Source organism: Arthrobacter sp. SO5 (genome assembly GCF_020532805.1).
GTDB lineage: Bacteria > Actinomycetota > Actinomycetes > Actinomycetales > Micrococcaceae > Arthrobacter.
Genome location: NZ_MQTQ01000041.1, coordinates 95,317 through 115,177 on the forward strand (window position 1 = coordinate 95,317; position 19,861 = coordinate 115,177).

The window sequence follows — 19,861 nt, forward strand, 5'->3', positions numbered from 1 at the left end:
CTCCGCTCAGTACTCGGGGACTGCTTCCTCGGCGACGGCGCTGGCCTCGGCAAACTGGGTCCGGTACAGCTCCGCGTAACGGCCGTCGGCGGCGAGCAGCTCGGTGTGGGTACCGCGCTCCACGATCGAGCCCTCCTCCACCACCAGGATGACGTCGGCGGCGCGGATGGTGGAGAGCCGGTGGGCGATCACGACCGCGGTGCGGCCCTCCAGCGCGGCACCGAGCGCCTCCTGAACCGCCGCTTCGCTGGTGGAGTCCAGGGCGGCTGTTGCCTCGTCCAGGATGACGACGCGCGGATGGGCGATCAGGAGGCGGGCAATGGTCAGGCGCTGGCGTTCGCCGCCGGAGAGCCGGTAGCCGCGCTCCCCCACGACGGTGTCCAACCCGTCCGGCAGGGACCGGATCATGTATTCGAGCCGGGCGCGGCGCAGCACGTCCCACATCTGCTCCTCGGTGGCGTCCGGCCGCGCCAGGCGCAAGTTCGAGGCGATGCTTTCGTGGAACAGGTGACCGTCCTGCGTCACCATGCCCAGGGTTTCCCGCATCGAGTCGAACGTGAGGTCCCGGACGTCCACGCCCGTGCCTGGACCCGTGCCGCCGAAGCGGACGGCGCCCGAATCGACGTCGTACAGCCGGGAAAGCAGCTGCGCGATGGTGGACTTGCCGGCGCCCGAGGAACCCACGAGGGCCACCGTCTGGCCCGGTTCCACCCGGAAACTGATGCCGTGCAGCACCTCTTCGCCGCCGCGGGTATCCAGCGTGGACACATCCTCCAGCGAGGCCAGCGAGACCTTGTCCGCCGAGGGGTAGGCGAAGCGGACGTCGTCGAACTCCACGGACAGCGGACCGGGCGGCGAGGAGACCGCATCGGGCTTCTGCTGGATGAGCGGCTTGAGGTCCAGGATTTCGAAGACCCGCTCGAAGCTGACGAGGGCGCTCATGATTTCCACGCGGGCGCTGGAGAGCGCCGTGAGCGGCGCGTAGAGCCGTGTGAGCAGCAGCGCCAGCACCACGACGTCGCCCGCCGCCAGCTGCCCCTGCAGGGCCAGGACACCGCCCAGGCCGTAAACCAGGGCCAGGGCCAGCGCGGAGACAAGAGTCAGGGCCGTCACGAAGGTGAACTGCAGCATCGCGGTGCGGACGCCGATGTCCCGGACCCGTCCCGCACGGACCGCGAACTCGCGGGATTCCTCATCGGGACGGCCGAAGAGCTTCACCAGCGTGGCGCCGGGGGCGGAGAAGCGCTCCGTCATCTGGGTGCCCATGGCGGCGTTGTGCTCGGCGGCTTCGCGGCGCAGGTCGGCCAGCTTGGAGCCCATCCGGCGGGCCGGAATCAGGAAGATCGGCAGCAGGATCATGGCGAGCACCGTCACCAGCCACGACGTGTTCAGCATGACCACGAGGGTGAGGGCCAGGGCCACGACGTTGCTGACCACGCCGGACAGCGTGCCGGCGAAGGCCGACTGCGCCCCGATCACGTCGTTGTTCAGCCGGCTGACGAGCGCCCCGGTGCGGGTTCTGGTGAAGAAGGCAATCGGCATCTTCTGCACGTGGTCGAACACCTTGGTCCGCAGGTCCACAATCACGCCCTCACCGATGGTGGAGGACAGCCAGCGTGTCACCAGGCCGATCCCGGCCTCGGCCACGGCAACAACGGCGATCAGCACGGCGAGGCGGATCACGACGTCCGCGCCCGTTCCGGCGATGATCGCATCCACCACCTGGCCGGCGAGGACCGGGGTGGCCACGGCCAGTACAGCCATCACGATCGAGAGCAGCACGAAGGCGATCAGCCGGCCACGGTGCGGCCGGGCGAAGCTGAACACGCGCTTGAGCGTCTCCTTGGAGAACGGCTTGGAGCCGCTCGAGGCGCGCGTGATGTTGTAGAGGGAGCTCCAGGCTACCCGGTCCATGCTCATGTGTTGTTGTTGCCTTTCGAGGCGATCTGACCCAGTAATTCGGTGACGACGCCGCTGTCCACATTCCAGCGCACATCCAGGCGCACGTTCTCCAGCAGCCGGCGGTCGTGCGTGACAAGCAGCAGCGCCCCCTCGTAGCTTTCGAGGGCTTCCTCGAGCTGTTCGATGGCGGGCAGGTCCAGGTGGTTGGTGGGTTCGTCGAGGACCAGCAGGTTCACGCCGCGGGCCTGCAGGAGGGCCAGGGCGGCCCGGGTCCGCTCCCCGGGGGACAGCGAATCCACCGGGCGGGACGTGTGGTCCGCCTTGAGGCCGAACTTCGCGAGCAGGGTGCGGACCTCCGCGGGGGTTTGATCGGTCAGCACGGCCTCGACGGCGTCCCCGAGCAACAGCCCGCCGGCCAGCAGCCCGCGGGCCTGATCGATCTCGCCGATGGCCACGGAGGCCCCCATGGACGCGCTGCCGGAGTCAGGCCGCTGCACGCCCAACAGGAGCCGGAGCAGCGTGGATTTGCCGGCGCCGTTGGGGCCGGTGATGCCGATCCGCTCGCCGGCGTTCAGCTGCAGGTTCACCGGGCCGAGGGTGAAGTCACCCTGCCGGACCATGGCGTCGCGGAGCGTGGCCACCACGGCGCTCGAGCGCGGCGCCTGGCCAATGCTGAACTGGAGCTGCCATTCCTTGCGCGGCTCGTCCACTTCCTCGAGCCGGGCAATCCGGGATTCCATCTGCCGGACTTTCTGGCCCTGCTTCTCGGAGGACTCGGTGCTGGCCGCGCGCCGGATCTTGTCATTGTCCGGGTTCTTCTTCATGGCGTTCCGGACGCCCTGGGAGCTCCATTCGCGCTGGGTACGGGCACGGGAAACGAGATCGGCCTTGGTGTTGGCGAACTCCTCGTACCGTTCCCGGGCATGCCGGCGGGCCACTGCGCGTTCTTCCAGATACGCCTCATAGCCGCCGTCGTAGACCGCCACGGCGTTCTGGGCGAGGTCCAGCTCGACGACGGTGCTCACGCAGCGGGCCAGGAACTCCCGGTCGTGGGAGACCAGCACGACGCCGCCGCGCAGGCCCCGGACAAAGGCCTCAAGCTTGGCCAGCCCGTCCAGGTCCAGGTCGTTCGTGGGCTCGTCCAGGAGCACGACGTCGAAGCGGCTCAGCAGCAGTGCCGCGAGCGCCACGCGGGCCGCCTGGCCGCCGGAGAGCCCAGTCATCTCGGCATCCGGTCCTACCGTGAGGCCCAGATCGGCCAGGACTGCCGGGATCCGGTCCTCGAGGTCGGCGGCACCGGAGGCCATCCAGCGGTCGAAGGCCAGGGAGTAGGCGTCGTCCGAGCCGGGGGCCCCGGCGCCCAATGCTTCGGCGGAGGACTCCATGTCCGCTGTGGCCTGCGCACAGCCGGTCCGGCGGCCGATGTAGCCGCCTACTGTTTCACCGGAGATCCGTTCGTGTTCCTGCGGCAACCAGCCGACGAAGGCGTCTGCCGGGGCAAGGCTGACGCTGCCCTCCTGCGGCTCATCGACGCCGGCAAGGAGGCGGAGCAGCGTGGTTTTTCCCGCGCCGTTGGCACCCACGACGCCGACGACGTCGCCAGGGGCAACCGTCAGGGAGAGTTTGGCGAAAAGTGTGCGGTGGTCGTGACCACCGGAAAGGTCCTTGGCAACAAGGGTTGCAGTCATTAGTCCATCCTCTCACCGCGGCCCAAAGCGGGCGGCCCGCACGGCATCCCCCGCGGCGGCCCGCACGCCCGCCAGGGTACCGGCGGAGGCCGAAAGATCCGCCGGGCATAAGAAGAACCCGCTGGTCCGGACTTGGGGGGTGTACGGACCAGCGGGTTCGACCAACTAGCATAGTTCAATCAGGATCTCACGCAAAATCCCCGCCCACAGCTCCACAGTTCAGCCGCACTGCCTTTGCCGCCCGTCCAACCGAGTCTGCAGGAAGCCGTAGATGCCACTACCAGCCAAGGCGTTTCAACTCTGGCTTCACAGTGTCGCGCCGACAGCGAGCACGGCGGACATCTGCAGGATCTCCGGCATCAAACGCACCACCCTGGCCCAGCAGCTGGTGCGCGGGAAGGTGGCGGAAACAACCCTCGTGAGCATCAGCCGCGCCCTGCACCTGAGTCCCCTGGCGGCCCTCGCATCCTTCGACAGCTTCGCGGACCTTAGCAGCCCGCCGCTGCCGACTCCTGCCGAGCTGGTCAGCCAGATTGCCACCATGGATCTGCTGCGCGCGGTTATTTCCCGGTCTTCCCCGGCTTACGGCGGCTATGGCGACGACGGCAGCTCAAGGACCCCTGCGCTCAGCGCCGCGCCGCACGCCACCTCCGTCAGGAACTGGGTCGACTCGATCGACGACGGCGAATTGCGGCACCGGGTTTCTGCCGCCACCGGGATCGCACCGCAAAACTACTCGGCACAATTGACCGCCAACAGGATGTCTCCGGAGCTGGCCGTCGCGACAGCCCGCGCGGCGGGCATAGGATTCACAGGCGGACTCGTCGCGACCGGCTTGATCACCGAAGACGAGGCCGGCTGGCCGCCGGGGGCTAAGCAAGCCGCCCTCGACGCAGTCTCCGACGGCGAACTGACGGCCTTGGCCGGCGAGCGCCTGTTGTCGCTGGGCAAGACCCTGCGCCGCCAGGAGCAGGAACAAGCACAAACACAAAAGATTTGGGAGAACCTCGGATGATCGCGATGCTGCAGTGGACCACTTTTGCGGTCTGCGCCCTTGCCGCAGTTGCCCGCATCCCCAGCGCCGTCCGGGGCGAGAACAGGTCAATCTTCGGCATCTTCGTGCTCGCGACCGTGGCCATCCTACTGAGCATCGATGCGGTCTACACGGTCATCGATTCCTGGCTCGGTTCCGAAAACTACACGAATCTGCTGCTTCGCTTCCTGATCTACGGCGCGGTCCTGCTTTCCGGCTACCGGATTGCCAAGGCCTTCGACTCTGGGACGAGTATCCGCCGCATCGCTGGGCCGGTGGGCATTGGAGTCCTCTCCCTCATCTGCATCGCGACCGTTGCGCTCTTCCTCCTGGCCGATACCGCCGGGACAGTCACGGGGCTGACCACCCTCCCGGCACGAAGTCCCGAGAATGCCGCTCTTATCGAATCCTATGCGGCGGTAGGCAGGTTATATCCATCGTATGTGGCGGTGTGCATCCTGCCCGCCACATACAGGGCCATCGGCCAGAGGCTGCCCAAGGCAATCCGCACCGGAGCCGCGCTGCTGACTGTCGCCTTCGCATCCATGGCCGTCGCCACCCTCTTCCCACTGATCCCCTCGGACCTTGGATATGTTGAGTCAATCATCAACTACACAGCGGTACTGTGCCTCACCTCGGGACTAGCCTTTGTCTGGGTCTCCAGCCTCATGGCTAGTCGTGCGCTTCGCCGTCATCGAGCCCTTGGCTTGGCTGCACTTCCCCGGTGATCCCCGCGTCGCCAGGCTTCCTGCGCTTCGTTTCCGCCTACACGGCGATTCTTGGTCCGGTCCTGCCCCTTGCCCTGATCCGGCTGGGGAAGACAGTGGCGCAGCGGACGTCAAAGACGCAAACTGGCTTCAGCTGATGAACGCTGCAGGCTGAGAAGGCGAGCAAAATTGGACGGATCCGGGATGACGGCGTTCCTTGAGTGGGGCACGCTGGCGGTGTGCTGCACCGTTCTTCTCCTCCGCGTTCCTGATGCTGTGCGCGGACGGAACAGAACCGTTTTTGGAATCCTGCTCCTGGCAACGCTGTGCAGCCTGCTCGCGGTCTCCGGTCCCTATGAGGCGATCGACGGCGTGCTCGGCGGCTGGAACCTCACCCACCTCATCCTGCGGTTCCTCGTTTTCGCCACCGTCCTGCTGGTGGGCCTGCGGCTGACCCGGGGGCTGTCCGCGGCCACGGGCTACCGGCTGATAGCCGGAAGCATCGGGCGCTGGGCCCTGGGCATCAGCTGCGTGGCCGTCACCGTACTCTTCCTCCTCATGGACACGCGGGGGTCCTCTGCAGGCTTGGCGGCGCTTCAGGGCAGCGGCGGGCGGAACGCGTTCCTTGCCCCCTTCTATGCCGCCGCCGGCCGCAGCTACCCGGCTTTTGTCTCACTCATCCTCATGGCACCCCTGCTGGCTGCGGCCAGGAGCCAGATGCCGCGGCTCGTGCGGGCAGCGGCGCTCGTGACGCTCCTCGGCGCCCTCGCCGTCGTGCTCAGTATTCCGGCTTCCTTCGCCCCTCCCGATTGGGCGCTGGGGCAGCACGTGGTCAATTACTCGGCGGTCTTGGCCTACGTCCTGGGCCTCGCCCTGTTCTGGTTCTCCGGGGTGATAGCCGGCAAATCAGGTAACACTAATGCAACATTTAGTAAGATCACCGACTAGACATTCACAAAATCATTAGACCGTGAGAGAATCATGAATGTGTGAAAGCGGCATTCGCTTCGTGTACGGGAATCAGCCGTGCGGAGCCGAGGCAGCCGCCCAAGCGCCATTGGGGGGATGAGTGGTAGCGGTCCATCTGGACCGCTACCACTCAGCCTGTTTAAGCGGCCTTCCGCCTCCGGCCGCCGTCCGGCTGCCCGGCGGCGGCACGCCCGCCCGGATCTCAGCGCACGAACCTCAAAGTCACCAGCTGGAAGGGCCGGAGCACCAGATCCACCGAATCGCGGCCGGGCGTCACTCCCGCCGCCGCCACGGCTCTTTCCAGCAGATCGACGGTGTGGACGCTGGCGACGTCGAAGTGGGCCGTCACCACTCCGGTGGACCGCTCCCCCAGGGACTCGTACAGGCGCACAATCACATCGCCTGAACCGTCCTCCGCCAGCTTCACGGATTCGATGACCAGCGCCTGGTTGACCACGGTGAACAGCGGCACCACGCCGTGGGCTCCCCGGATCATCCGCGGCGACAGATTGGTCCGGTAGCCCTCCTCGACCGCGTCGGCGATGCTGGCGCCAGGCCGGATCGTCACGTTGAGTTCATGGCGTCCGCGGTCCGCGGCGGGGTCCGGGAACTTCGGGGCCCGCAGGAGCGACAGGCGCACTGTGGTGGTGGTCCCGCCGTCGTCCGCCCGGATAGTCCGGGTGACATCGTGGCCATAGCTGGCGGAGTTGGAGACCGCCACGCCGTAGCCGGGCTCGGCAACGTGGATCCAGCGGTGCGCGCAGATCTCAAATTTTGCCACCTCCCACGAGGTGTTGAGGTGCGTCGGCCGGAACACGTGACCGAACTGGGTCTCCGACGCCGAGCGGTCCGCCCGGACGTCGAGGGCAAAGCCGAGTTTGAGCAGCTTCTCGCTTTCCTGCCAGTCCACGGCAGTGGAAATCGCCAGGGACCCGGATCCCGGCTCAAGCGAGATCCGCTGCGTCACCGCTGAGCTTCCGGCGAGCCGTTCCACCACGACGACGGCGTCCGGGCTGTCCCCCCGGGCGTCCCGTTCCAGCGTCACCGACCTCGCCTCGGTCAGCGCCGTGACGTTCCGGCGGTAGAAGGCGTCGATGTCCCAGGCGTCCCATTCGTTGGGGGTGTCCCGGTGCAGTTCCAGGAGATTTCCGAACTGCCCGGGCGCAATGGCCTCGCGCCCGCTGGCGTGATCCAGCAGGGAAGTCAGCAGCCCGCGGGCGTCGATGACGGCCCGGATGATCCCGTTGTCCAGGACGTAGCCGCCCTCGGCCTCGGTAACCAGCACGGCCTGCCCGGCGCGGACCGGCTCGGCGATCCCGAGGGCGGGAACACCCGCGCGCTCGTGCGGGGCGGCGTTGAGCAGGAAGTTCCGCCCGCCGGCACCCAGGACTGCCGTGCCGGCGTCGGCGATGATGGCCTCAAGCTGCCTGCCGACGGCGGCATAGTTCCGTTCGGCGTCCTGGTGCACCCACGCGATGGAGCTCCCGGGGAGGATGTCGTGGAACTGCTGCAACAGGACCAGGCGCCACAAGCGCTTGAGCTCCGCTGCTGGATAGGGGTGGCCCGTGCGCACGGCGGCGGTGGCGCACCACAGCTCCGCCTCACGCAACAGGTGCTCGCTGCGCCGGTTCCCCAGCTTGGTCTTGGCCTGGCTCGTATACGTGCCACGGTGCAGTTCCAGATACATTTCGCCGACCCAGACAGGCAGCGACTCGTAGTCGGCCTCCGCCCGCGCGAAAAAGTTCGCGGCGGAACCCACCTGGACCTTCGGGGACCCTTCGAGGTCCGCGGTGCGGCGCGCCGCCGCCAGCATTTCACGTGTGGGGCCCCCGCCGCCGTCGCCATAGCCGAAGGGAACAAGCGAAACGTTCCCGCGTCCATGGTCACGGTAGTTCCGCTCCGCGTGCGCGAGTTCCCGGGCGCTCAGCTCCGAGTTGTAGGTGTCCACCGGCGGGAAATGCGTGAACAGCCTGGTGCCGTCAATCCCCTCCCAGTTGAACGTGTGGTGGGGCATCCGGTTGACCTGGTTCCAGGAGATCTTCTGGGTCAGGAACCATCTGCTGCCGGCGGACTTGACGATCTGCGGCATGGCCGCGGAGTAGCCGAAGGAATCGGGAAGCCAGGCTTCCTGGCATTCGACGCCGAATTCGGCCAGGAAAAAGCTCTTCCCTTCGAGGAACTGCCGTGCCATGGCCTCGCCCCCGGGCATGTTCGTGTCCGATTCGACCCACATGCCGCCCACCGGTACGAACTGGCCGGTCTTGACTTTCTCCCGGATCCGCCCGAATAGCTCCGGATACAGTTCCTTGATCCAGGCAAGCTGCTGGGCCGACGAGCAGGAAAAAACGAAGTCCGGATCCTCGTCCATCAGTGCCAGGACGTTGGAGAAAGTCCGGGCGCATTTTCGGACGGTTTCCCGGACCGGCCACAGCCAGGCTGAGTCGATGTGCGCGTGTCCGGTGGCCACGAGCTGATGGGCCGAGGCGTACGCCGGACGGGCCAGGACGGCAGCGAGCGCCGCACGGCCGGCGGCCGCGGTTCCCGGCACATCGTCTGGGTCCAGGATGTCCAGCATCCGTTCGAGCGCCCGCAGGATCTCGTGGCGGCGGGGCAGTTCCGTGGGCAGCTCGTGCATCAGTCCGCTGAGCGTCCAGATGTCCTGCTGGAGCTCCCATACCGCCTGGTTGAGCTCGGCGATGACGATGCGGCCCAGCCGGTAATTCGGTTCAGCGCCCGCGGTGGCCTTGTCGCCGTATGGCGTGGCGGCAAAACTCCACCCCTGGGTTAGGTCCGGGTTCGCCGCCGCCTCGACGTAGAAATCGACGGACATGCCGCCGCCCAGCAGCTTCAGCGGGATGTACTGGTTGCGCGGGGAGATGGCCTTGATGATGGTGCCGTCGGACCGCCAGGCGATTCCCTCGCACTGGAAACCGGGAAGGATCCCGCTGAACCCGAGGTCCACCACGATTTCCACCGCCGTGTCCGCCCCGCTCCCCCAGGCGTCCGGGACCTCGCCCTGGAGCCTCAGCCACTTGGTGCTCCACGGCCTGCCCCAGGCCGCGCCGTGCTCCTGCGGGGTGAAGTCCTGGCGGAGCGCCTCCAGGACCGGCACCGGCTCGTCCGGGACGTCCGGGACGTCCCAGCTGCTCAGGGCCAGCGGTACACTGCGCGGGTAGACGGCGGGAATGATGCGATCGCGCACAAAGCGCTCCAGCCGGACTTCCGTGAGACGGCGGTCATCGTGCAAGGTAAACCTCTTCAGGGCTGGTGCGGAAGGGCGCCGGTGTGCATCCACTCGCTGGATAAAACATACGGCGCCGCAGGCCCAGGACCAAGCGGTCCGCCTCGGGCGGAACCGTCAGCGGACCGCGGAGACCGGGACGGAGACGCGGTGGCGGCCGGTGTAGACGTTGAGGCTGGTGCCGCGGCTGAACCCTGCCAACGTCATTCCGCTGGCTTCCGCCAGTTCGGCGGCCAGGCTGGACGGCGCGCTGACCGCCGCCAGCACGGGGATTCCGGCCAGCGCGGCCTTCTGGACCAGCTCGAAGGAAGCCCGGCCGGAGACCTGCAGCACGGTTCCGCTCAGCGGCAGCATCCTCTCACGCAGGGCCCAGCCCACCACCTTGTCCACGGCATTGTGCCGGCCGACGTCCTCACGCAGGCAGAGCAGCTCGGCTGAGCCGTCGGCGGCGATCCGGAACAGCCCGGCAGCGTGGACGCCGCCGGTGACATCGAACACGGCCTGCGCCTCCCGCAGGCGCTCCGGCAGGGACGCGAGCGTTTCCACCGGAACCGTGAGCGGGTCGGCGGCAGGGCTGAAGTGCGAGGACTTGTGCACGGCCTCGATGGATTCCGTCCCGCAGATTCCGCAGGAGCTGGAGGTGAAGACGTTTCGGCCGGTGTCGGGACGCTCGACGTCGGGCCGGAGCTGGGCTTCGACGACGTTGAACGTCTGGACGCCGTCCTCGTCTTCGCCGGCGCAGAACCGGAGGGAGACCAGCTGATCAGGCTCCCAGATGACGCCCTCGGAGACCAGGAATCCGGCCACGAGGTCGAAATCGTTGCCGGGGGTCCGCATCGTGACGGAGAAGGACAGGCTGCCGATCCGGATCTCCAGCGGCTCCTCGACAGCGAGGACGTCCTCGCGGAACCGGACCGGGAATTCGAGGGCCTGGGGGGAGCCGTCCAGGACAAACTTGTGCACCTTGCGGCGTTGCGTGACGCGGCCCATCAGGTACTCCTAACCAACATGTATCCATCATTGCAAGCACGTGGCCGGGTGGCCAGTACAGGGATTCCGCGGAGCAGCCCCGGGACGGGGCAGCCCGCTGCCGGCGCTGCCGGCTAAAGCAGCGCGCTCCAGTCCACGGGCCCCTCGGAGCCGGACGGCTTCCGGGGGGTCCTTTTCGGGGCGGGCTTGGCATGGGCGCCCGCCGCCTGCTCCGGAATGGGGGCGCCCCACGGAAGAGCGAAGGCCGGGACCGGCTGGCCCAGCTGCACGCCGTGGGGCGGGACCACCAGCACACCGTCGGCCGCCGCCAGGCCCCGCATCATGCCGGGGCCCGTGTGCTGCGCTGGCGACGCCATGCCGTAGAGCAGGCGGAACGGCATCAGCCTGGTGCGGCCGGGTTCGGGTTCGATCATCGAACCGCACGGCACTTCGGCGACAGGCGGCAGCACCCGGTGGCCCAGGGCCGCCAAAAGCGGGGCTCCCAACGTCGAGAGCGCCATCATGGCCGCAAGCGGATTGCCCGGCAGGCCGATGACGAAACGGCCGTCCGGCAGTTCGGCGAGGACAGCCGGATGGCCAGGGCGCATGGCGATGCCGTCGACCAGCAGCCGTCCGCCGAGTTCGGCCACCGAGCGCCTCAGGTGGTCCGTCCCTGAGCGGCCTGTCCCCCCGGTGGTGATCACGACGTCGGCGGGCAGCGCCTGCTCGCCGGGTCCGGCGCCGGGCTCAGCGGCCGGTGCACCGGCCGGTGCACCGGCCGGCCAGGGGACCGGCTCACCGGCGGCGCCGGGTTCGGTGTCCTCGAGCGCCGCCAGCCACTCGGCGTAGCTGTCGCCGATCTTGACCTCTTCGGAACAAATCCCGCCGAGCATGTTCACGACGCCGGCCAGTTGGGGGCCGAAGGTATCGCGGACCTGCCCCGGCTGGGGAAGTCCCGCGGCAACGACCTCGGAGCCCGTGAGCACCAGCCGGACCATGGCTTTGCCGAGGACCGGCAGTGTGTCGTGGCCGGCCAGCGCGGCGAGGGCCAGATGGGCGGGGTTGAGCAGGGTGCCTGCCTTGATGAGGACGTCGCCAGCGCCGGCTTCCTCTGCGGCCCTGCGGATGTGTTCTCCGTTGCGGGGTTCACCGGGTTTGGCGGCGCTGCCGGTCCGCAGGACCGGGAGCCCGTCCTCGTCTGTGCCGATCCTGCCGCTCTCACTGCGCAAGACGGCCTTCGCGCCGGGCGGGATCAGCCCTCCGGTGACGATCGGGCTCGCCTGATGCGGGGCCAGCCGCTGGCCGGGCTCGGCCAGGATCCAGGGTCCGCCGCCGTTGACTGCCCAGCCGTCCATGGCGGAGGAGGCATAGTGGGGCATATCGTGGAGCGCCGCGACGTCGGCCGCGAGCGTCCGCCCCAGCGCGCTGCGCAGGGCCACGGGGGCGGCCGGGATGGGCACGGCGCTGTCGAACGCGAGCTGCCGGGCTTCCTGCCAGGTGTGGGCGAGGCGCCGGTGGGGCGCCTCGGGTTCGGGCGGCTCCTGTTCGCCGCTGGCGTCAGTGCCGTACTCATCCCCGGCTGCCTCCGCTCCGCCCGGAAGAGGTGCAGCCGTCATGCCCCGGAGGCTTCGCTGGCCTCGTAGTCCTTGGCGAGCCTCCGTGCCACGGCCATGGCGGCCTGCATCGAGACGGCGTCCGTGGCCTGCCCGGAGCCAGCGGCCAGGCCGGCGGCGAAGCCGGCGATGAAGGTTGTCAGGGGTGCGGCCGGGCGCACTACGGCGTGCGCCACCACACCGGCCAGGGCAAGGACCTCGTTGACGTCCACTTCGACCCCCTCAAGCTCCAGTGCCTGAAGCAGGGCACGGCACCAGTCTTCCAGCGTTTCATCCTGGCTTTTCACCGTTGCCTCCAAGGTCGGGTTCAGTTGAGCGGTACCGGACGGGCGGCCCGGTTCATGGCCGTGGCCCGGGCCGGATACCCCGAGCACGGCGGCGTCGTCCCACGTATCCACATCGTCGGTGGACCCGGTGGGGACGGTAACTTCCCGTACCTCAAGACTAGCAAGAAGGGCGAATACCGAGGCGTTTGTGAGCGCGCCACGGCGCGCGGCATCGCCAGCGCAGCGTTGTAGCGCAGCTGTGTTATATAAACCGACCAGTGGTTGCTTCCTGCCGTCGGGGCACGCCATGAGCCCGTCGTGGGGTTGGCCGCTTCCCGGGGCGGGGCCGTCCGTGCGAGGGCCGTCCGCGGCTTCAAGGAGAGCCTCCACTGCGGCAGCCACCCGCGGCATATCGCAGGCCAGGACGAGGGTCACCGGCGCGGCGCGGCCAGCGCGGCCGGCATGGTGGGCCCGGAGGGCAGCCAGTCCGGCCGCGATCGCTGCGGCGGGACCGGCAAAGGGAGGGTCTTCACGGCAGCTCAGCACGCCGGCGGGAAGCGTTCCCTGCTCCGGCCCGACGACGACGACGGCGCCCGCCCCGCGGGCAGCCTGCAGCGACCGCTCAAGGAGCGTGGCGCCGTCGAACACCAGGGCTGACTTGGGCACTCCGCCCAGCCGGGAGGAGCGCCCGCCGGCGAGAATGACAGCATCGAATTCCACCGGCCCAGCCTAGCGCGACAGAAGCGCGGAAACCCCGCAGGCGGAGCGTTCAGGCAGCAGATTCCGGCAGCAGGAACGGGTCCCAGGCCGGCGCCGGCTTCTCCAGTTCCTTGATCTGCCAGATGGTTCCTTTGGGCGGCGCCGGGACAAAGCTCAGCTTCCAGCCCATCTCGGCCGGCGTATGGTCGCCCTTGGCGTTGTTGCACCGCAGGCAGGCAGCGACGAGGTTCTCCCACGAATCCGCGCCGCCCCTGGACTTGGGGTGGACATGGTCGATGGTGTGCGCGGCATTGCCGCAATAGGCGCAGCGCTGCCCGTCCCGGCGGAGCACACCGCGGCGGCTGACGGCCGTCCTGGTGTTGTACCGGGGCCGGATGTAGCGGTGGAGCAGAATCACCGACGGGCGGCCAAGGATGTCCGTGGGCCCTACGACCGGTTCATCGCCTTCGGCTACGACGCTTGCCTTTCCGGTCAGCACAAGAACCAGCGCCCGGCGGAAGGTGATAACCGCCAGCGGTTCATATCCAGCATTCAGAACGAGAGTGCGCATCCGCATACCTCTTCACGGCCGCACCCGCCAGGGGCACAGGGCCGGCTGCCTTGTGCATGGTCGGGCTATGGATCGACACCACAAGAGTAAACACCCAAGTGCCGGATCTCCGAATTTTTCTTTCCGCAGGACGCCCGAGTCGGCCGGCGGGCAGGGATCGGCAACGCAAAGGACCCCTGCCGCCGGGGCAGGGGTCCTTGGGTCAATCAGCTTCGTTCGAAGCCGTGCGGCTTAGCCGCCGACGCGGATGAAGACCGGGCCGGAGCCGACGTTGACGCTGTAGAGCGCGGTGGTTCCGCCGTTCCAGCCGCCGTGGACTGCCATGCCGTTGCCGACGTAGACCGCGATGTGGGCCATGCCCACGCCACCGTTCTGGTAGTAGGCGAGATCGCCCGGCTGTGCCTCAGCGGCGCTCACGGTGCGGCCGAGGGACAGGTAACCTGCCGGCCAGCCGTGGTAGTTGATGCCGGCGGCGGCCAGTGCGTTTGTGGCCAGCGCGGTGCAGTCCTGCGCAACGCCGATTTGGGCGTAGGCGGCAGCGGCGATCGTGGAGCCCATGCCGCTGGCAACACCGGTCGCGGCCGGGGCGGCCACCGTAGCGGCGGTGCCGACCTTGGTGCCGGCGGTCTTCGTGGCCGCTGCAGCCTCCTGGACCTTGACGACGGGCTTCGGGGCCTCAACGACGGGAGCCGGAGCCTCAACGACGGGGGCCGGGGTGGTGGTGACTGCCGGCTTTTCGTAGGAAATCGCGATGCTGGACGCAGCCGAAATCGTTGCCGGGGCAGCCGACTGGACTTCAATGGCGGAGGCGGAGGTGGATTCACGCTGAACGTTCGTCTCAGCAGCGTTCGCTGCGATACCGCTGGTCAGGACCAGACCGGAAGCGGCAGCGATAACTGCAGCCTGGCGGCCCATGCCGCCGGCGTTGTCGCCGACAGCCTTGGCAATGACAGCCAGCGAGTTGGTCTTGGTGACCTCGGCGCGGTGCCGTGCGATAGCACGAGTAGTCATTAAGTTCTCTCTTTCGTGTTCCTGGGAAAGCGCTCTGAAGGCGCGTTTCTGAGGACGCTCCGGCATCTTGGGGGTACGCCGGATCGCCCCGAATGGGTTACTTAGCGAAGGGTGTACTGCGAAGACGCGCCAGAAGCGGGCACTGCGGAATGTGATCCAATCCGGGCGCCGGCAAGGGCAGCACGAAAGTCGGATTCCAGCGGGCTCGAAAGAGCCGCGCAAGCGCGGTGACGCGCAGCATTGTGGCGTGAAGACACGAAAGTAGCCTCTCCCAATGCCTACGAGGTGAGCTGTCGGATTCGGATGGGAGTCACCCGGCCGCGCGGCTTCCTGGGAAGCTTGTGCGACTTAACCCCAAGGCCTTCTTTCGAAGGCCAAAATTGGTTCCCCCGCCCCTGCCAGACGATGTCATGCGAACGGACCTTGAGCGGTGGCAGAGCTAGGCAATCCACTCAAGAGCGCCAACTTCGGAAAAGTTGGCGTACCCCATACGGTACAGCAGTTCGGATTCAATGTCACATTCAGATCACGGCGTGTCGGGCGAATGCGAGAGTGATGCCTCGGCTTGGTTTAGAGCCAGCCGGTGGGGTCAACGACGTCGCCGTTGACCATGACCTCGAAGTGCAGGTGGCAGCCGGTGGAGGCCCCGGTGGTCCCGCTCATCGCGACGACATCGCCGCGGGAGACCTGCTGGCCCACCTTGACGCTCGATGACGACAAGTGGTTGTAGGTGGTCTCCAGGCCGTTGCCGTGGTCGATCACCACTCGGTTGCCACCGCCGTAGGGGTGCCATCCACTAAACGTGACCTTGCCGGCGGCAGCAGCGTGGACGGTGGTTCCGCACTGAGCCGCAAAGTCCTGGCCGCGGTGGAACTCGCCGGATCCGCCGGTGATGGGGCTCACTCGCAGCCCGAAGGCCGAGACGGTGGTCATGGCCTCCAGCGGAGCGCCGAGGCTTCCGGAGGAGGCGGCACGGGTGATACTGCCGGCGGACTGGGCGCCCAGCAATTGCTTGAGCTTTCCGTCCGGATCGCCCTGGGTGGTGACGGCCGTCCGGTTGAAGTCGAGCTTCGCGCCTGCTGCCGCGGTGACGTCGGGCTGCGCGGCGGAGACAGAGCCTGCGGGCGAGGCTTCGCTGGTGGCCATCACCGGGCCGGTGGCAGGTACCGCAACCGTCAGGACCAGACCAGTGGCAGCCAGGGCCATACCGGCTTTCTGACCAACACCGCTGGCGGCCGCGAACTCTGTTACCTGACGGAACGGGCTCCGGCGGCCCCGCCGTTCATTGCGGTGCGCGTCGCGTGGGCGGTCGCCCGAGGCGGCGACGCCCGGGCGCGGCTCCGGAGCGGGGCCGGTCGAACGGCGGCGGCCCCTGGCGGTCTGGGTGGTCAAGAACGGTTCCTCTCTGGATAGCCTGCGAAGTTAGCTGTCGGATTCGGGTCGGAGAAATCCAAGACCCGGTCCGCCGCGGCAAGCGCCCAGGCTCGGAGGCATCCAAAAAGAGCTCCTACTGCAGTGCTTGCCGCTGGCGGACTTCACCCCGAGGCTGCTTTGCAACAGCCGGAAGTGGTTCCCCCGCCCCTGCCAGTAGGTGACTCTGCAACTGATCCGCTGGCAGAGCTCGGCTTCGGATCAGATAACGCTTTGGTATCGGTACTAGCCACCAACTATAGGCGATTAAGCAGCCCAGTAATAAATCCGTTACCGACCCTGTGCATAACGTGTGGGTCGTCCCACCACCGGCCCGGTGACGGCTGGTTAACCGACGGTAACAAACACGTGGGCGGCGACTTCGGGGGGCAACTCGAGTGCACCTTCGATGTCCGGCACACGCACCGAGATGTACTCCCCCACCCGCTCCAGCGACACGAGGGCCCCGGGACGGATTCCTCCCTCGTCCAGCTGGACGAGGAGTTCGGGCTCTACCTGGATGGGCTCGGCAAGACGGTTGACGGTGATCCGGGAATCGGCGCCGTAGCCTGCCATGGCTTCGAGCAGGTTGACGGCGCCGTCCGCGTGCGGCTGGGACGGCAGGCCGCCGAGTTCCGCGAGGCCTGGAATCGGGTTGCCGTAAGGGGAAACGGTCGGGTGGTCGAGCAGTTCGAAGATGCGCCGCTCCACGCGTTCACTCATGACGTGCTCCCACCGGCAGGCCTCCTCGTGGACGTAGGCCCAGTCGAGTCCGATCACGTCGGCCAGCAGGCGCTCCGCGAGCCGGTGCTTGCGCATGACTCCGATGGCACGTTTCCGGCCGGTTTCCGTCAGCTCAAGGTGGCGGTCGCCGGAAACAACTACCAGGCCGTCGCGCTCCATGCGGCCAATGGTCTGGGAAACAGTCGGGCCGGAATGGCGCAGCCTTTCGGCGATGCGGGCGCGGAGCGCGACGATGTTTTCTTCTTCAAGTTCCAGGATGGTCCGAAGATACATCTCCGTAGTATCGATCAGATCCGTCATTCAGCTCAGCTCCTCGAGCGCCGTCCTTGCGTCATTCCCACCGTACCGCGGGCAAGATGAGCCCTGGCGAGCTCGGCCGTGCGTCCGCAGGACAGCTTAGCCTGTTTTGAATTTGTCCGGATAATCCCGCAGCCGCCTCCGGCACCGCCGGGGGCGTCTCGATGACCGGACTGTGACGGGCTCCTTTCCCGCCCGCCCGGCGCAGTCAGGCAGAATGAAAAGGAGGCTCCGCCGCAGCCACCCTGCCGGGCCACCTCCCGAGCCACACTTTGTACCAGCCGAACATTGGAGCCCCTGTGAGCGACACCAGCATCACGATTCCCGCAGACATCCTTCCCCGGGACGGCCGGTTCGGCGCAGGACCGTCCAAGGTCCGTCCGGAACAGATGGCGGCCCTAGCCGCCTCGGCGAAACTGCTGGGGACCTCCCACCGCCAGCCGCCGGTCAAGAATCTGGTCGGCTCGGTCCGGAACGGCCTCAGCCAGTTTTTCCGCGCTCCCGACGGCTATGAGGTCATCCTCGGCGTCGGCGGTTCCACGGCGTTCTGGGACATCGCCAGCTTCGGGCTCGTGGAGAACAAGGCACAGCATCTGTCTTTCGGCGAGTTCGGCTCGAAGTTTGCCTCGGCCACCAATAAGGCGCCGTTCCTGGCGGAGTCCTCCATCATCAAATCCGAGCCGGGCACCCGCCCGCTCGCCAGGGCGGAAGCCGGCGTCGACGTGTACGCATGGCCGCAGAACGAGACCTCGACGGGGGTCGCCGCTCCGGTCCGGCGCGTAGCGGGTGCCGATGAGGGCTCCCTCGTGCTGGTGGACGCCACGTCCGCGGCCGGCGGCCTGGAGGTGGACGTGGCGGAGTCTGACGTGTATTACTTCGCTCCGCAGAAGAACTTCGCGTCCGACGGCGGCCTCTGGCTTGGCCTGTTCTCCCCGGCGGCACTGGAGCGCGCGGCGCGGATCAAGGCGGGCGGCCGCTGGATCCCGGATTTCCTGGACCTCCAGACTGCGATCGACAACTCGCGGCTGAACCAGACCTACAACACCCCGGCGCTGGCCACGCTGGTCACCCTGGACGCCCAGGTTCAGTGGCTCAACGCCAACGGCGGGCTGGACTTCGCTTCTTCGCGGACCGCGGACTCCGCCGGCCGGATCTACCACTGGGCCGAGGCCTCCGGGTACGCCACGCCGTTCGTTGCGAAGGCCGAGGACCGCTCCAACGTCATCGCCACCATCGACTTCGACGACTCGATCGATGCCGCCGCCATCGCGAAGGTGCTCCGCGCCAACGGCGTCGTGGATACCGAGCCGTACCGAAAGCTTGGCCGCAACCAGCTGCGGATCGCCACGTTCGTTGCCATCGAGCCGGATGACGTGTCGGCCCTGCTCGACTGCATCGACTACGTTGTGGGCGAGCTGAAGAAGTAGCCACGCAACACTGTGCCCGCGCTGGTGCGTCAGCGTTCGACGGATCGAACGCGGAAGTAGCGGAGTCCGCGGGCCCGGCGGTCGAAGCCGATCCGCAGCCGCTTGGCCCGGATGATCCAGAGCAGCCCGATCAGGGCTGCGATCAAGCCTGAGGCCGCCGCGACGCTCATGGACCAGCGGGGGCCGGCGACGTTCGCGACCCACCCCACGAGCGGCGCCCCGATCGGTGTGCCGCCCATGAAGATGGCCATGTAGAGCGCCATCACCCGGCCCCGCATCACCGGGTCCGTGGTGGTCTGGACATAGCCGTTGGCGCTGGTCATCATGGTGATCGCGAACAGACCCACCGGGACCAGCGCGACGCCGAACCAGAAGTAGCTGGGGGCCAGCGCCGCCAGGCCCGAGGTCACGCCAAAGGCTGCGGCGGCCCCGAAGATGACCCGGAGCCTTGGCTTCTTCCGGCCGGCAGCGAGCAACGCCCCGGTGACAGAGCCGATGGCCATGATCGAGTTCATCAGTCCGAAGGCGCCGGCGTCGAGGCCGAATTCCGTCCCGACCATGGCCGCGATGAACAGCACAAAGTTAAGTCCCAGGGTCCCCACAATGAAGACCGCCACGAGCACCACCACAAGGTCCGGGCGGAGCCGGACATAACGCAACCCTTCCCGGATCCGGCCCTTGCCGGCCGCCGCCCGCGGAAGCTGGCGGAGCGAGTCCGAGGGAATCATTCTCAGGCTCAGCAGGAGTGCCACGAACGTCAAGGTGTTGATCAGGAAGACCCAGCCGGGGCCGACGGCCACCGTCAGGACGCCGGCGACGGCTGGTCCAATCATTCTGGCCACGTTGAAGGAGGCGCTGTTGAGGGCCACCGCGTTGGGCAGGTAGTCGTCCCGGACGAGCTCGGAGACGAAGGTCTGGCGCACCGGGGCATCGAGGGCTGAGACGACGCCGAGCAGCAGGGCAAAGCCGTACACATGCCAGAGCTGCACTGCGCCGGAGACCACCAGGATTCCCAGCGCCGCGCTGAGCAGCGCCATCGCGGACTGCGTGGCGACAAGCAGTTGTTTTCGGTTGAACCGGTCGGCTACCAGTCCCGCCACGGGCGCCAGGAAGAGCTGCGGCCCGAGCTGCAGGGCCATGGTGATGCCCATGGCCCCCGCGTCCTGCCCGGTCAGGTGGTCAAAGACCAGCCAATCCTGCGCGGTGCGCTGCATCCAGGTGCCGATGTTGGAGATCAGGGCACCGATGAACCAGATCCGGTAGTTCAGGATGTGCAAGGACTTGAAGGTGGACATCATGCCCGGCCCTCAGAGT

Annotated in this window: 15 protein-coding genes and 2 riboswitches; of the genes, 4 read left to right on the plus strand and 11 right to left on the minus strand. The window is 67.7% G+C overall.

Annotated features, from left to right (window positions below):
- Positions 1–6: 6 nt before the first annotated feature.
- Together BJG92_RS07705 and BJG92_RS07710 are read right to left on the minus strand one after the other, a co-directional pair.
- Positions 7–1,920, minus strand: a complete 1,914-nt coding sequence (locus BJG92_RS07705; protein ID WP_232083436.1) for an ABC transporter ATP-binding protein — start codon at positions 1,918–1,920, stop codon at positions 7–9.
- A complete protein-coding gene (locus BJG92_RS07710; RefSeq protein WP_232083437.1) occupies positions 1,917–3,590 on the minus strand; it encodes an ABC-F family ATP-binding cassette domain-containing protein in 1,674 nt (557 codons plus the stop codon). The genes BJG92_RS07705 and BJG92_RS07710 overlap by 4 nt, the downstream gene beginning before the upstream one ends.
- A 271-nt stretch (positions 3,591–3,861) precedes the next feature.
- Here BJG92_RS07710 and BJG92_RS07715 point away from each other — a divergent pair, with 271 nt between their 5' ends.
- The 3 genes from BJG92_RS07715 to BJG92_RS07725 all read left to right on the plus strand — a co-directional run bounded on the left by BJG92_RS07715 (position 3,862) and on the right by BJG92_RS07725 (position 6,278).
- On the plus strand, positions 3,862–4,605 hold the full coding sequence (locus BJG92_RS07715; RefSeq protein WP_232083438.1) for a hypothetical protein: 744 nt from the start codon (positions 3,862–3,864) through the stop codon (positions 4,603–4,605).
- Positions 4,602–5,351, plus strand: coding sequence for a hypothetical protein (locus tag BJG92_RS07720; RefSeq protein WP_232083439.1), 750 nt, complete (start codon positions 4,602–4,604; stop codon positions 5,349–5,351). Before BJG92_RS07715 ends, BJG92_RS07720 begins: the two co-directional genes overlap by 4 nt.
- A 183-nt stretch (positions 5,352–5,534) precedes the next feature.
- The gene (locus tag BJG92_RS07725; RefSeq protein ID WP_232083440.1) at positions 5,535–6,278 is read left to right on the plus strand and encodes a hypothetical protein; all 744 of its coding nucleotides are present in this window, start codon (positions 5,535–5,537) and stop codon (positions 6,276–6,278) included.
- 223 nt (positions 6,279–6,501) lie between these two features.
- On the opposite strand, the gene BJG92_RS07730 is transcribed toward BJG92_RS07725, so the two are convergent.
- From BJG92_RS07730 to BJG92_RS07765, 8 genes are all read right to left on the minus strand, one after another.
- The gene (locus tag BJG92_RS07730; RefSeq protein WP_232083441.1) at positions 6,502–9,546 is read right to left on the minus strand and encodes a glycoside hydrolase family 38 C-terminal domain-containing protein; all 3,045 of its coding nucleotides are present in this window, start codon (positions 9,544–9,546) and stop codon (positions 6,502–6,504) included.
- Positions 9,547–9,657: 111 nt separating this feature from the next.
- Complete coding sequence (gene fdhD, locus BJG92_RS07735; protein WP_232083442.1) at positions 9,658–10,530, minus strand: formate dehydrogenase accessory sulfurtransferase FdhD; 873 nt, start codon at positions 10,528–10,530, stop codon at positions 9,658–9,660.
- 113 nt (positions 10,531–10,643) lie between these two features.
- Entirely contained in the window at positions 10,644–12,125 is a 1,482-nt protein-coding gene (locus BJG92_RS07740) for a molybdopterin molybdotransferase MoeA (RefSeq protein ID WP_232083443.1), read from the minus strand.
- Positions 12,122–13,108: a DUF6457 domain-containing protein gene (locus BJG92_RS18540; protein ID WP_232083444.1), complete on the minus strand. Its 987-nt coding sequence runs from the start codon at positions 13,106–13,108 to the stop codon at positions 12,122–12,124. Before BJG92_RS18540 ends, BJG92_RS07740 begins: the two co-directional genes overlap by 4 nt.
- 49 nt (positions 13,109–13,157) lie before the next feature.
- On the minus strand, positions 13,158–13,658 hold the full coding sequence (locus BJG92_RS07750) for an HNH endonuclease (protein WP_232083445.1): 501 nt from the start codon (positions 13,656–13,658) through the stop codon (positions 13,158–13,160).
- 231 nt (positions 13,659–13,889) lie between these two features.
- Complete coding sequence (locus tag BJG92_RS07755) at positions 13,890–14,669, minus strand: NlpC/P60 family protein (RefSeq protein ID WP_232083446.1); 780 nt, start codon at positions 14,667–14,669, stop codon at positions 13,890–13,892.
- 261 nt (positions 14,670–14,930) lie between these two features.
- A riboswitch (cyclic di-AMP (ydaO/yuaA leader) is annotated at positions 14,931–15,090 on the minus strand.
- A 149-nt stretch (positions 15,091–15,239) separates the two neighbouring features.
- Positions 15,240–16,061 carry a M23 family metallopeptidase gene (locus BJG92_RS07760; RefSeq protein WP_232083447.1) on the minus strand — a complete coding sequence of 274 codons (822 nt, stop codon included), beginning with the start codon at positions 16,059–16,061 and terminating at the stop codon, positions 15,240–15,242.
- 4 nt (positions 16,062–16,065) lie between these two features.
- Positions 16,066–16,306: riboswitch (cyclic di-AMP (ydaO/yuaA leader) on the minus strand.
- 121 nt (positions 16,307–16,427) lie between these two features.
- On the minus strand, positions 16,428–17,123 hold the full coding sequence (locus tag BJG92_RS07765) for a metal-dependent transcriptional regulator (RefSeq protein ID WP_232083448.1): 696 nt from the start codon (positions 17,121–17,123) through the stop codon (positions 16,428–16,430).
- Positions 17,124–17,419: 296 nt separating this feature from the next.
- On the opposite strand from BJG92_RS07765, the gene serC reads away from it, so the two are divergent.
- Positions 17,420–18,547 carry a phosphoserine transaminase gene (serC, locus tag BJG92_RS07770; protein ID WP_232083449.1) on the plus strand — a complete coding sequence of 376 codons (1,128 nt, stop codon included), beginning with the start codon at positions 17,420–17,422 and terminating at the stop codon, positions 18,545–18,547.
- A gap of 29 nt (positions 18,548–18,576) precedes the next feature.
- Here the strand turns inward: serC and BJG92_RS07775 are convergent, their stop codons facing one another.
- Entirely contained in the window at positions 18,577–19,842 is a 1,266-nt protein-coding gene (locus tag BJG92_RS07775; protein WP_232083485.1) for an MFS transporter, read from the minus strand.
- Between the last annotated feature and the right edge of the window lie 19 nt (positions 19,843–19,861).

Bases quoted from the DNA above. Each gene is read 5' to 3' on its own strand.
- BJG92_RS07765 (WP_232083448.1), bottom strand. From the start codon at position 17,123: ATGACGGATCTGATCGATACTACGGAGATGTATCTTCGGACCATCCTG.
- BJG92_RS07720 (WP_232083439.1), top strand. From the start codon at position 4,602: ATGATCGCGATGCTGCAGTGGACCACTTTTGCGGTCTGCGCCCTTGCC.
- BJG92_RS07750 (WP_232083445.1), bottom strand. From the start codon at position 13,658: ATGCGCACTCTCGTTCTGAATGCTGGATATGAACCGCTGGCGGTTATC.
- BJG92_RS07705 (WP_232083436.1), bottom strand. From the start codon at position 1,920: ATGAGCATGGACCGGGTAGCCTGGAGCTCCCTCTACAACATCACGCGC.
- BJG92_RS07755 (WP_232083446.1), bottom strand. From the start codon at position 14,669: ATGACTACTCGTGCTATCGCACGGCACCGCGCCGAGGTCACCAAGACC.
- BJG92_RS07740 (WP_232083443.1), bottom strand. From the start codon at position 12,125: ATGACGGCTGCACCTCTTCCGGGCGGAGCGGAGGCAGCCGGGGATGAG.
- BJG92_RS07715 (WP_232083438.1), top strand. From the start codon at position 3,862: ATGCCACTACCAGCCAAGGCGTTTCAACTCTGGCTTCACAGTGTCGCG.
- BJG92_RS07725 (WP_232083440.1), top strand. From the start codon at position 5,535: ATGACGGCGTTCCTTGAGTGGGGCACGCTGGCGGTGTGCTGCACCGTT.
- BJG92_RS07775 (WP_232083485.1), bottom strand. From the start codon at position 19,842: ATGTCCACCTTCAAGTCCTTGCACATCCTGAACTACCGGATCTGGTTC.
- BJG92_RS07710 (WP_232083437.1), bottom strand. From the start codon at position 3,590: ATGACTGCAACCCTTGTTGCCAAGGACCTTTCCGGTGGTCACGACCAC.
- fdhD (WP_232083442.1), bottom strand. From the start codon at position 10,530: ATGGGCCGCGTCACGCAACGCCGCAAGGTGCACAAGTTTGTCCTGGAC.